Consider the following 12,696-nt stretch of genomic DNA (forward strand, 5'->3'; position numbering starts at 1 on the left):
TCAGGCTAAGCGAAGCCGAAGCCACCACATCACCGCATTACCCCATCAGCACATTACCTTTAACCCATGACACCCGACCAGATGCGCACCCGCCTCGCAGAGCTACAGGAAGAATGGAAAAAGTATGAGTACCTCGTGAAGGCGCGGTTCCCGACTGATGCGGAATGGAAAGCTTTTCAACAGGCCAACCGGGAGCAACTCGAGCGGGCGCGGCAGTTGAAGGAGGAGCTCATCCGCCTGCGCTGGAGCCTGCTCAGCGAGGATGAAAAACAAAAGGCGCGCGACATCAACCGCATGATGCGCGACGACAGCGAAGGCCCCAAACCCTAGAACCTCAGAAACCTTTTCGAAGCCGGCACAATCCCTGCACACAAAATCCTATGGCACAACTTCACGACGCGGTATACCGGGACGAGTTTGTATCCAACTTTAAGGGCGACGACACTGACGACAAACGCCCGCGGCAGACGCCCGATACGTTTTGGGCAAAGGCAGCGCCCACGCCGGTGCCGAAGCCGGAGCTCCTGGCCTGGACCGAAGACCTCGCGGCGGAGCTCGGTATCGGAAAGCCGGATCCTGCTTCCGTAGAAATACTGGGGGGCAACAAGCTGGCGCCTGGTATGCATCCCTATGCGGCCTGCTATGCGGGCCACCAGTTTGGCAACTGGGCCGGCCAGCTCGGCGACGGTCGCGCCATCACGCTTGGCGAAGTTGTTACACCTTCGGGCGAAACGCAGGAGCTGCAGCTCAAAGGCGCCGGGCCTACCGCCTACTCGCGCCGTGCCGATGGGCGCGCCGTGCTGCGTTCCTCGGTGCGCGAATACCTGATGAGCGAAGCCATGCATCACCTGGGTGTGCCCACAACACGCGCCCTGGGCCTCGTCACTACCGGCGAGCCCGTGCTCCGCGATATGTTTTACGACGGCCACCCGGCCCACGAGCCCGGCGCTATTGTAGCGCGCGTGGCACCTTCCTTTCTCCGCTTCGGCAACTTCGAGATGCCGGCGGCCAGGGGTGAGCTCGACAACCTGCGGCAGCTGGTCAACTGGACAATCGCCCGTTATTTTCCGCAGTTCAAAAATGCAGAGGAAGGCCTCCTGCAGTGGTTTGGCGAAGTAGTGCGCCGAACGGCTTTCCTGATGGCCGAATGGCAGCGCGTGGGCTTCGTGCATGGGGTGATGAACACCGACAACATGTCGATCCTCGGCCTCACGATCGACTATGGCCCCTACTCGTTCATCGATGCCTTTGAGCCCAACTTCACCCCCAACACCACCGACCTGCCGGGAAGGCGTTATGCCTTTGGCAAGCAGCCCGCCGTGGCCAAGTGGAACCTGGGCTGCCTTGCCGGCGCCCTGCTTCCGCTGAGCAACCAGGAGGCGCTCGTGGCCGTGCTCGACGCTTACGACAATATCTACTGGAAATACTGGTTCCGGATGATGGGCAACAAGCTGGGCCTGGCAGAGATCACGCAGGACGACCAGGCACTGCTGGAGCAGGCGGAGCTGGTGCTGGCCACCGTGCAGCCCGACTACACGATTTTCTTTCAATTGCTGGCCACCTGGATTGATTCTGAGGAAGACGCGCTGACGCATTTCAGCGAATCATTCTATGGCCCGCTGACCGACGACAGCGAAAGCCTGCTGACCGAGTTCCTGCGCAACTGGCGGGAGCGCGTGGGCCGCGAAGACAAGGAAGCCGCCTATGCGCGTATGCAGCGCGCCAACCCGCGCTTCATCCTGCGCAACTACCTGCTGTCGCAGGCGATCGAAGGGCTGGAAAAGGGCGACGACAAGCTGTTCCGCGAGCTGGAAGCTGCGCTGAAAGAGCCCTACACCGACAAGCACGATAAATTCATGGAAAAGCGGCCGGGATGGGCCAACCAGAAAGCGGGGTGCTCGATGCTTTCGTGTTCGTCTTAAGTAACGGAGAGAAAGAACGCAGATCTTTTATGATTATTAGGATTTACGCAGATGAGTTTGCGTGCGTCAGCCAATCATAAAAAATCATAACCAATCTGCGCATTCCGCTTGCGGAATCAGCGTTCTTTCTCGCACGCATCTCACTATTCGGCTACCAGCCCCTCCACGAGTGCTTTCCATTGGAGCTTGGAGGCGCCGGCAATAGCGCCGCTGCCGACTGCTACGTTGCGCGCTTTATCGATCAGCTTTTCGGCGCCGGCATTGGGCTTTTCGTTGCGGCCATGCACGGCCGCGATCACGGTCTTTCCTTCACGACGAACGATGAAATTGGATGTAGCATCATCAGAAAAGAAATGCGCCACATCGGTCTGGTCATTGTTGGGATTGGTGGCCGGCCGCACCCGCACCAGGGTGAAGGGAGCTCCCTGCTCCTCGCCTTCTTCCACGGTCTCCACCTGCACCCAGTCGAAGCCCTCGCCCGATGCCGTGCCCGGTCCCGGGATATCGATCTTGAAATGATCGCCGGGCTGCACCTTGCGGTCTACTTCCAGCCCCGACGCATCGGTAAGCTGGAACCGCGCCGCCGCGGCGCCGGCCAGCAACTGCCACCGGTTGACATCCAGGAGGCGGCCTTTCACCGTTTCGTAAAAAGCCTGCGCTTCCGCTTCATTGCCAAAGTCGCGCTGCGCCCCGGTATTGCTTTGCGCACCTCCCTCCTGCCGTGGAATCAAACCTTCTTTTTCAGGGTCCATAGGTACACAAAACAAAAAGTCGTGCCGGAGGAACACAGCACGACTCGGTATGCCAAACAAAGGAAAATCAGGAAAGTATTTAAGTCGGAAGTAAGGAAGTCGGATCTGGTTCCGATTTCCTTACTTCCGACTTCCGACTTATATAGAAAGCTTGCCTTCGGCGCTATCCGCGATTTTCGAATTGCCGGTAACAGCGCCCACGGCCATTTTGAAGAACTGAATCATCTTGCCCGTTTGGGCATCCCAGTAATAGCAGCGCTCAGGATGCACGTGCAGGAGCGCGAGGTTTGGATCGTCGACACCGCCGGGGAACCAGGCCTTCACTACGGGACTCCACTTTTGCTTGATCTTTTCGCGGTCGGTCACCACGTGCGACATACCCCAGAGGTCGAGGTAGCTCTCCTTGCCCGGGTGGGCAAAGGTGAGGTGCACCTGCCGGCTTTTGGCAACTTCTTCCACCTTGATGGAGCGGATATCGGTGAAGAACCAGAGCTTGCCGTCGGCGTCAATATCTACTACCGACATGGGGCGGGTATGATCCACCGCATCGTCGGCGCTGGTTATGAACATACATACCCGGATCTCCTCCACCAGCTTCTTGAGCTTGGCCAGGGCTTCTTCGCTTTGCAAATGCTTTTCCATGAGTCTTTTGAATTAAGGGTAGCCTGATAAGCTAAAACTTCGTGCCATGACCTCACCCCGGCCCCTCTCCGAGGGGAGAGGGCGACCCTGTGGATCATTTCCTATTATCGGCGGCTGTTTTATAGTCGACAGGTGTTGTAATGTTCAATATTCAATGTTCAATATTCAATGCTCAATATTCAATGTTCAGGTAGCTGCTCGCTTCCCCTTGATAATTGAGCATTAAACATTGATTATTGAAAATTATCCTTTGGGTATTCATCCTAATTAAAGACCGCATCCTTTTGTACAGACAAACAGAGGCACCCCTCTTCCCCCGGGAGAGGGGCTGGGGGTGAGATCACTCCCGCCGCGTCTCCGGGTTCGAAGGTGCCGGCGCGGCCACCGCCACCTCGGGCGCCGTCTTGGCGATGAGCCCGATCTTCATCGAGTGCAGGATCGCCTCCTCGCTGTGCTTGAAGAAGCAAACGGGCACGCCGAGCTGCTCAATGGCGGCCAGCACGCCCTTTACCTTTTCGAAATTCTTGTGGTATACATCGCGGATATAAACGGCATGGATCCGCCCGGGAAAGTGCTTCACCAGCGACTCGTAGATATAAGGGTCGTGTTGCGAGGAGTCGCCGAGGAGTACGAAGCGCTGCTTCGGGAAGCCCTCGATGATCCGCACGATCCGCGCAAACTTGCCCTGGTGATTGTTCTGCCCCGTTTTGAGGAGCTCGCCCGCACGCTTCAGCACATTGAGGAGAAACACACCGCGCGGCAGCTGCTGCACGCGGGTGAACTCCAGCAGGTAATCGTAGAGGTTCCACTCCGAGCTCGAAACGTAGAAGAAGGGATTCGGCGCGTCGGGCCCGGTGTTGCCCTGCGCAAGCAGCTGGTAGTGGCGCACAACGCCCTCAAAAGGCACGCGGCTCCGGGCGTTTTGTGTAAACAGCACGTAGAGGCGTTTGCGCATATTGGCCGAATGCGACACCAGGAAGGTATCGTCCACATCGGAGATGAAGCCGTACTGCGTTTCGTAGGGAATGTACACCGATCCTTTCCCCGTTGTGATTACTTCGTCGTTACGCCCGAGCAGCTCCACCGTCATTTCGTGCCAGCCCTGCTGGAGTGGCGGCACGTCCTTCCATTCGAACTTGAAAAAGCCGGCCTCATCGGCTTCGGCACGCAGCACCTGCCCTTCCCAGCAGGTGCGCAGCCGCGCGCAGGCGTAAGGCTTCACCAGGAAAAGCCGCAGCAGGGCCCAGCTGTTGTTGAGGATGCTCTGCCGGTAGCGCTTCCGCGGCAGCGGGCTCTGCCGGAACACGTGCCCGTAAATCACCAGTTGTGCCGTATGCCCATAGCCGTGGTACACTTTTATTACCGTTTCCCGGGTGAGGCCCAGCCGGCGGTAAATGGCGCGGCGCACCCATGCGACCCAGCCTTTTATTCCTTTTAAAAGCCCCATGAACCACACATTTGTCACCAGATATGCAGAAAGAAGGCCAACTACGGATACTGTTCGTCATTAACCCGGTATCGGGCGGTAAGGGTAAGTCGGATTGGGAAACACAGATCCGCGAAACGATCCGCGACTCGATACACGTCATGGAGTTTTTCCTGCTCACCGGCAAGGACGATGAGAGCTCGGTGCGCAATCATATCGAGCGGGTGCGCCCCCACCGGGTGGTGGCCGTCGGTGGCGACGGCACGGTGAAACTCGTGGCGGGCATCCTGCGTGGCAGCCGCATCGCGCTGGGCATCCTGCCGGCCGGCTCCGCCAACGGGATGGCCCGCGAGCTTGGCATCCCGCTGACACCCGCCGAAGCCTTGCAGGTAGTGCTCAACGGCCGCTTGCAGCCCATCGACCTGGTGGCGGTAAACGACAACGACATCTGTATCCACCTCTCCGACCTCGGGCTCAACGCCATGCTGGTAAAGTACTTCGAAGGCTCCAAGGGGCGCGGCATGTGGGGCTATGCCCGCGCCGTGATCCGCGTGCTGTGGCAGAAGCAGAAGATCCACGCCGAGATCAGCACCGACGACGGCAGCATCCGCCGCGGCGCCTATATGATCGTGCTGGCCAATGCCCGCAAATACGGCACCGGCGCCAACATCAACCCCGACGGTGATCCCTCCGACGGCCGCTTCGAAGTAGTGGTACTGCGCCGCCTCAACCTGGTGGAGATCCTCAAGGCCCTCTTTACCAACCGCTCTTTCGACCCTGAAAAATTCGAGGTCATCACCACTACAAAAGCACAGATCCGCACGCACCGCAAAACCTACTTCCAGGTAGACGGCGAATACCGCGGCAAAACCCGCCAGGTGCGGGCCGAGATCCTGCCCGGTGCGGTGCAGGTGATCCTCCCCTGACCTCACCCGACCCCTTTCCAAACCTCACCCCCGGCCCCTCTCCGGGACGGAGAGGGGTGCCTCCGTTGGTCATTCATTCATGTCTGCTACCCTCCGCTGATTAAACTTCAAAAGCAAAGAGCGGATGCCTGCGGCATCCGCTCTTAATGTATGAGCATCAAACAGAAGACGGTTCCAAACAATAGTAAACTACCCGGGAGTCACCCCTCTCCGCTTCGGAGAGGGGTCGGGGGTGAGGTCTGGCTGGCACAATTCTTTTCCCCTCTCTTTCAAATCATCTAACCATGGACAGACTTGAATTAAAAGGCAGCTGGAACGAGTTGAAAGGAAAGGCCAAGCAGGCGCACGGCGACCTTACCGACGACGACCTGGAATACCAGGAGGGTAAGGAAGACGAGCTCTTCGGCCGCCTGCAAACGAAGCTCGGCAAGACCCGCGACGAAGTCATCGACTGGCTGCGTGGCCTTGGGAAAAAATAAGTGCGGCAATACCGGCAACGCATGCGGCCTTCCGGGGCCGCATTTTTATTTTCCGGCAGAACGGATCTGCATCGCCGTATTTTTTTTTGGCGACCTGTTCAATCATATGTGCCCCGCCCCTACTTTCGTTGCAGTTCTTTCAATCACTTATCCAGAAAGGCTGAGGGTAATGGCCCTGAGACGCCTTGACAACCTGTCCCGACGATCGTCGGTGATAAGGTGCCAATTCCATCACGACCACAGTGTCGTGAAAGATAAGTCAGATCAACGCTCTGCATTTTTGAAATCAAAATAGTGAAGCGCTTCTGAGTTATCGGGAGCGCTTTTTTTATGCCCGTAGTGCACGACGGGTATATAGGAGCGCATACCGGTAAGCCTTTCCGGGTGAGGTGAATTTTTAAACTTCTAAAAACAACCTCCCATGAGCAGCGCAACCCGCATCATCCACAGCATCCCCACCGATCCCCTCACCGGCGCCATCGCCGTTCCCATTTACCAGACGTCCACCTTCGAGCAGGAGGCGCCCGGAGTCAACAAAGGCTACGACTACGCCCGCACCGGCAACCCCACGCGTGCGGCGCTGGAAAGCATCGTGGCCGAACTGGAAGGCGGCGCCCTCGGCACCGCCTTTGCCAGCGGCCTTGCCGCCATCGACGCGGTGCTCAAGCTGCTGCAGTCCGGCGACGAGATCGTAGCGGTAGATGATATCTACGGCGGCGCCTACCGCCTCTTCACCCATATCTACCAAAAATTCGGCATCTCGGTGCGCTACGTGGACACAAGCAATCCCGCCGCGGTATTTGAAGCCGTGACGCCGAAGACCAAACTGGTCTGGATCGAAACACCCACCAACCCGACGCTCAGGATCACCGACATCGCCGCCGTCGCCGCCATCGCGCGCAGCGCCGGTGCCCTCCTGTGCGTCGACAACACCTTCGCCACGCCCCTGCTCCAGCGCCCGCTCGAACTCGGCGCCGACATCGTGGTACACTCCGCCACCAAGTACCTCGGCGGCCACAGCGATCTCATCGCCGGCGTGGTGATCACCAAAGACCGCGGCCTCGGTGAGCGCATCCGCTTTATCCAGAACGCCAGCGGCGCCATCCTCGGGCCCTTCGACAGCTGGCTCGTCATCCGTGGCATTGAAACGCTTTCCTGTCGGGTCAAGCTGCATGGCAGCAACGCATTGGAGATGGCCCGCTTTCTGGAACAACATCCCGCCGTCGACCGGGTGTTTTACCCCGGCCTGGAAACACACCCCGGCCACGAAACGGCAAAGCGCCAGGCCAAAGGATTCGGCGGCATCGTTTCCTTTTCGCTGAAGCGCGACACGGAGGCGGCGGCCCTGCAACTGGTCACCGGCACGCGCCTTTTCAAACTTGCCGAAAGCCTCGGCGGCGTAAAAAGCCTGCTCTGTCATCCCGCTACCATGACGCATAAATCGATACCCGAAGCCCAGCGTCGCGCCGCCGGCATCAGCCCTTCGCTCGTGCGTCTTTCCGTTGGCCTTGAAGACGCCGAAGACCTCATCGCCGACCTCGATGCCGCGCTTCAAAAAACCATCGCCCACCAGCAAACACCGAAACAGGAAGCCGTTGCCTGACAGCACGAACAAATCTGACATCTGACATCACACATCTAACATTACCCTTTTATGTCCCAGCAAAAATTAACCATCGGCCTCTTCGGCTTCGGCGTCGTGGGCGAAGGCATCTACCAGGTGCTGCACGAGCTCCCCTCGCTCGGCGCCACCGTGCGCCGCATCTGCATCCGCGATCCGCACAAGCCGCGCAACGCGCCGGCGGAACTGTTCACCACCCGGGCCGACGAGCTCCTCAACGACCCGGAGATCAACCTCATTGTCGAACTCATTGATGATGCGGAGGCCGCCTATGCCATCGTTACCCGCGCCCTCCGCAGCGGCCGGCACGTGGTGAGCGCCAACAAGGCGCTCCTCGCCCGGCACCTCCCCGAGCTGCTGTACCTGCAGCAGGAATACGGTGGCTCGCTCCTCTACGAAGCGGCGGTATGCGGCTCCATTCCCATCCTGCGCAACCTGGAGGAGTATTACGACAATGATCTCCTCCAGGGCATCAGCGGCATCGTCAACGGCTCCACCAATTATATCCTCACCCAACAGGCAAAGGGCCTCGACTATGACGCCGCGCTCCGGCAGGCGCAGCAACTGGGCTTCGCCGAGTCCAACCCCACGCTTGACGTGGAAGGGCATGATGCCGCCAACAAGCTGTCGCTTTTGCTGGCGCATGCCTGGGGCATCGTGGTGCAGCCGCACAACCTGTTGCGCCAGGGCATCACGCGCATCCGGCCCGAAGACTGGGACTATGCCCGCGAAAAGGGCTGGCGGATCGTGCTGGCCGCGACGGCCCTGCGCAATGCCGACGGCAGCGTCAGCGCCTCCGTGCTGCCGCGTTTCGTGGCACCGGGCAACCCGCTCTTCGACGTGCGCGACGAATACAACGGGCTGCTCCTCCGCAGCCGGCTTTCCGACCGGCAGTTTCTGTCGGGCAAAGGCGCCGGCCGCTTCCCCACCGCCTCGGCCGTGGTTTCGGACATCTCGGCACGCTCCTACCAGTATAAATACGAATACAAGAAACTCCGGCGCAGCGAAACAGCGCAGCTGGCACCCGATTTTGAGCTCGAGGTCTATGTAGGTTTTGATGCGGACAACCCGGTTCCGGAAAGCGATTTCGGGGAAGTGTACAGCTCCTACCGGTCGGAGGAAGGCGCTTATTTCACGGGCCGGATCAGCGCGCGTGCGTTGCTTGCCGCCGCCTGGTGGCAGGCCCCGGGCGTATCCGTAATTGCGCTGCCGGAAGGGGCGCCCGCAAGCCGGCGACCGGCCCCGGTACGCAAGGCGGCATTGGCGCTGGCGGTCTGAAAACAGGTGATAACCTGTTGAGAACCGGCATTTTACCACAACAAGAGCATCCCGAAGCCTTCGGGATGCTCTTGTTGCTTCCGGCGATACCTGCCTGAGGTCTTCAGGATGGTACTGTCAATTCTGACATATAGATCCTGAAGCCTTCAGCATGGTATTGTCAAACGGAACATATATATCCTGAAGCGTTCAGGATGGTACTGTCAATTGGAACATATATATCCTGAAGACCTCAGGATGCTATTGTCAAAATGAACATATATACCCTGAAGACCTCAGGATGGTATTGTCAAAACCGACATATAGAGCCTGAACGATTCCGGACACGGTCCATACCGCCCCGCCCGGCTGCCCATGCACCCGATTCAGCGGTTCATCCGCGATGGGCTGGCTGCTTCTGGCCGGAAATGCAAGTTTTGCAGGCATAACCTGACGAAATCAAACACCATGAAAAAGGTTCTGCGTTACCTGCTGATCATCATTTGTACCATCATCACCCTCGTCGGCGCCGCCGCTGCCTTTATCGCCATCCGCGGCGTGCCGAAGCAAAAAGCCGGACAGATCTCACTCAAAGTAGAAGCCACACCTCAGCGCCTCGCCCGCGGCGAGCAACTTGCTTCGCTGCTGTGCAAATCCTGCCACCTCGACCCCAACACCAACAAGTTCACCGGCAAGCACCTGGTAGACGTGCCGCAGTTTGGCGACATCTATTCGAAGAACATCACCCGGCACACCGAATTCGGCATCGGCAGGTGGACCGACGGTGAGCTCGCCTACCTGCTCCGCACCGGCATCAAGCCCGACGGCACCTTCCTGCCGCTGATGGTGAAGCTGAAGGAAAGCTCGGACGAAGACATTTATTCCATCATCGCCTTCCTGCGCTCCAACCACAGCTGGGTGCAGCCCGACAACACCCGCCAGCCCGACACGAAGTATTCGATGCTGACGAAATTCCTGACCAACACCGGCATCCTCATCAAGCCCGTGCTCTACCCGAAGGCACTCGTGCCGCAGCCCGACACGGCCAACGCCGCCGCCTGGGGCCGCTACATCATGATCCAGCTCGATTGCTGGATGTGCCACTCGAAAGACTTCCTCAAACTCGACCCCGATGTTCCGGAAAAGTCGCTGGGCTTCTTCGGTGGTGGCAACCTGATGAAAACGCCCGACGGAAAAGACATCTACACCCGCAACCTCACCATGGACGAGGAAACCGGCATCGGCCGCTGGACGGAAGAAGAATTCATCAAGGCGGTCCGCTTCGGCATCGTACCCAACGGCGAAGGCCTCCGCGAGCCCATGCCCAAGTTCACCAACCTCTCCGACCGCGAGGCCAGGGCGATCTATGCCTACCTGAAGACGGTGCCGAAGATTAAAAATCAGGTATCGCGATAGCGCACAAAGGCGCGGCTTTGCCGCGCCTTTGTCATGCTGAGCAGAGCGAAGCATCTGAGGACTGAATTTAAATAAGCCGTCCACCGTTCGGAGTGCCGATACCTGGCTGGATCAATCTTTTAGATCTTTACCTCAGATCCTTCGCTTCGCTCAGGATGACAAAAGCCCCTGCGGGTGCTTTTGTGCCACCGCATCCGCGGCGATCATAACAGATCATAACAAATCTGCGTTCTTTCTCTCCCGCCGCGAAGCGGCTATCTTTGCCGGATGCATTACGTGACCGCGCAGGCACTCACCAAGTCCTATGGTGTGAAGCCGCTTTTCGATAATCTCACTTTTCATATTTCGGAGGGCGACAAGATCGCGCTCGTAGCCCGCAACGGTTCGGGCAAATCGACCCTGCTCAAGATCGTGGCCGGCCTCGAAACACCCGACGAGGGAACGGTATGGATCAACAAGGATGTGGATGTTGCGTTCTTCGAGCAGGAGCCGCGTCTCATTGCCCGTGCTTCCATTCTTGACAATATCTTCCACCACCAGCACCCGGTGATCGATCTCATCAAGCGCTATGAAACAGCAGTAGACACCAACAACACCGAAGCGCTGGGCACCCTGCTGCCGCAGATGGACGAGCTCGGCGCCTGGGATTTCGAGGCCAAGGTGAAGCAGATCCTCGGCAAGCTCAATATCCACAACCTGCAGCAGGACGTGGACACGCTTTCGGGCGGACAGAAAAAACGCGTGGCCCTCGCCCGCACCCTCATCGACATCGGCTTCGAGCACAAGCACGTGCTGCTGATCATGGACGAACCCACCAACCACCTCGACGTGGAGATGGTGGAATGGCTCGAGCACTACCTCAATAAAGAAAACACTACGCTCCTGATGGTGACCCACGACCGCTACTTCCTCGACGCGGTGTGCGACGAAGTGTGGGAGCTGGAGGGTGGCATCCTCTATTCGCACAAGGGCGACTATTCCAATTACCTCGAAAAGAAAGCGGCGCGCGAAGAAAGCGAGGCAGCTTCGGTTGAAAAGGCGCGCAACCTGTACCGCAAAGAGCTGGAGTGGATGCGCAAGCAGCCCAAGGCGCGCACCACCAAAAGCAAAAGCCGCCAGGATAATTTCTACGAAGTAGAAAAACGCGCCAAGCAAAAGCTGCAGGACCAGCAGCTGGAGCTGCAGGCCAAGATGAACCGCCTCGGCGGCAAGGTGGCCGAGATGAAGAAAGTGTACAAAAGCTATGGCGACAAGGCTATTTTGAAAGGCTTCGACTACACCTTTAAAAAGGGCGAGCGCGTGGGTGTTGTGGGCAAGAACGGTGCGGGCAAGTCGACCTTCGTCAACATCCTCCAGGGCATTGAGGCGGCCGATTCGGGCAAGATCAATATCGGCGATACGGTCGTCTTCGGCAACTATTCGCAGAGCGGCCTCGAGCTCAAGAGCGACCTCCGCGTGATTGAATTCGTGAAGGGCATCGCCGAGAACTTTCCGCTGGCAAACGGCCGCTTTCTGAGCGCGGCGCAGTTCCTTGAATTGTTTCTGTTTACCCCCGACCAGCAATACACCTACATCAGCAAGTTGAGCGGCGGTGAAAAGCGGCGCCTGCACCTGCTGTCGATCCTCTTCCGCAACCCCAACTTCCTGGTGCTCGACGAGCCCACCAACGACCTCGACCTGCCGACGCTTTCGGTGCTCGAGAACTTCCTGCTCGACTTCCCGGGCTGTCTCCTGATCATCTCGCACGACCGCTACTTTATGGACCGCCTCGTGGATCACCTCTTCGTGTTCGAAGGCGATGGCGTTATCCGCGATTTTCCCGGCAACTACTCGCAACTGCGCGAGCAGCAAAAGATCGAACAGGAGCGCGGGGCGGAAGCCCGCCGCGAAGAAAAGGCGGCTGCCGCCGCGGCGGTGGCTGACCAAGCCACGGCAACGCCGGTAGGCGAAAGGAAACGAAAGCTTTCTTTTAAAGAACAACGCGAGTTCGAGCTCCTGGAAAAAGACATTGCCGCACTGGAAAAAGAGCGCGCCGGGCTGACCGAACAGATGGCCGGCGGGCTTCCCTACGAAGAGCTGCAAAAGGCCGCCGACCGCATCGGCGCCATCAATGCCAGCATCGAGGAGAAAGAGATGCGCTGGCTGGAGCTGAGTGAGCTGCAGTGACCTCACCCCCGGCCCCTCTCCGGGACGGAGAGGGGAGTTGAATATCGAATAATGAACAAGGAATAATGAATATTGAAACGAAGAGCGGA

The 12,696-nt window shown here is 58.6% G+C and carries 11 protein-coding genes and 1 riboswitch; of the genes, 8 read left to right on the top strand and 3 right to left on the bottom strand.

Annotated elements, in window-relative coordinates:
* The first annotated feature begins 66 nt into the window (after window positions 1-66).
* Both EPD60_RS05560 and EPD60_RS05565 read left to right on the top strand, forming a co-directional pair.
* The gene (locus EPD60_RS05560; protein WP_131447681.1) at window positions 67-330 is read left to right on the top strand and encodes a hypothetical protein; all 264 of its coding nucleotides are present in this window, start codon (window positions 67-69) and stop codon (window positions 328-330) included.
* A 50-nt stretch (window positions 331-380) separates the two neighbouring features.
* Window positions 381-1,922: a protein adenylyltransferase SelO gene (locus tag EPD60_RS05565; RefSeq protein ID WP_131447683.1), complete on the top strand. Its 1,542-nt coding sequence runs from the start codon at window positions 381-383 to the stop codon at window positions 1,920-1,922.
* Window positions 1,923-2,065: 143 nt separating this feature from the next.
* Here EPD60_RS05565 and EPD60_RS05570 read toward each other — a convergent pair whose 3' ends face one another.
* From EPD60_RS05570 to EPD60_RS05580, 3 genes are all read right to left on the bottom strand, one after another.
* Window positions 2,066-2,674: a hypothetical protein gene (locus tag EPD60_RS05570; protein WP_131447685.1), complete on the bottom strand. Its 609-nt coding sequence runs from the start codon at window positions 2,672-2,674 to the stop codon at window positions 2,066-2,068.
* Window positions 2,675-2,812: 138 nt separating this feature from the next.
* A complete protein-coding gene (locus EPD60_RS05575) occupies window positions 2,813-3,316 on the bottom strand; it encodes a pyridoxamine 5'-phosphate oxidase family protein (RefSeq protein ID WP_131447687.1) in 504 nt (167 codons plus the stop codon).
* Window positions 3,317-3,656: 340 nt separating this feature from the next.
* Window positions 3,657-4,763 carry an App1 family protein phosphatidate phosphatase gene (locus EPD60_RS05580; RefSeq protein WP_131447689.1) on the bottom strand — a complete coding sequence of 369 codons (1,107 nt, stop codon included), beginning with the start codon at window positions 4,761-4,763 and terminating at the stop codon, window positions 3,657-3,659.
* A gap of 23 nt (window positions 4,764-4,786) precedes the next feature.
* Here EPD60_RS05580 and EPD60_RS05585 point away from each other — a divergent pair, with 23 nt between their 5' ends.
* The 6 genes from EPD60_RS05585 to EPD60_RS05610 all read left to right on the top strand — a co-directional run bounded on the left by EPD60_RS05585 (window position 4,787) and on the right by EPD60_RS05610 (window position 12,607).
* Window positions 4,787-5,668, top strand: a complete 882-nt coding sequence (locus EPD60_RS05585; protein WP_131447691.1) for a diacylglycerol/lipid kinase family protein — start codon at window positions 4,787-4,789, stop codon at window positions 5,666-5,668.
* A gap of 284 nt (window positions 5,669-5,952) precedes the next feature.
* A complete protein-coding gene (locus EPD60_RS05590) occupies window positions 5,953-6,147 on the top strand; it encodes a CsbD family protein (protein ID WP_131447693.1) in 195 nt (64 codons plus the stop codon).
* A 144-nt stretch (window positions 6,148-6,291) separates the two neighbouring features.
* A riboswitch (SAM riboswitch) is annotated at window positions 6,292-6,408 on the top strand.
* A gap of 160 nt (window positions 6,409-6,568) precedes the next feature.
* On the top strand, window positions 6,569-7,750 hold the full coding sequence (locus tag EPD60_RS05595; RefSeq protein WP_131447695.1) for a trans-sulfuration enzyme family protein: 1,182 nt from the start codon (window positions 6,569-6,571) through the stop codon (window positions 7,748-7,750).
* 51 nt (window positions 7,751-7,801) lie between these two features.
* Window positions 7,802-9,046, top strand: a complete 1,245-nt coding sequence (locus EPD60_RS05600) for a homoserine dehydrogenase (protein ID WP_131447697.1) — start codon at window positions 7,802-7,804, stop codon at window positions 9,044-9,046.
* A 447-nt stretch (window positions 9,047-9,493) separates the two neighbouring features.
* On the top strand, window positions 9,494-10,441 hold the full coding sequence (locus EPD60_RS05605) for a cytochrome c (RefSeq protein ID WP_131447699.1): 948 nt from the start codon (window positions 9,494-9,496) through the stop codon (window positions 10,439-10,441).
* A 267-nt stretch (window positions 10,442-10,708) separates the two neighbouring features.
* Window positions 10,709-12,607, top strand: a complete 1,899-nt coding sequence (locus EPD60_RS05610) for an ABC-F family ATP-binding cassette domain-containing protein (RefSeq protein WP_131447701.1) — start codon at window positions 10,709-10,711, stop codon at window positions 12,605-12,607.
* Window positions 12,608-12,696: the final 89 nt, after the last annotated feature.

Origin of the sequence: Flaviaestuariibacter flavus (assembly GCF_004337505.1) — a bacterium.
Lineage (GTDB): Bacteria > Bacteroidota > Bacteroidia > Chitinophagales > Chitinophagaceae > Flavisolibacter > Flavisolibacter flavus.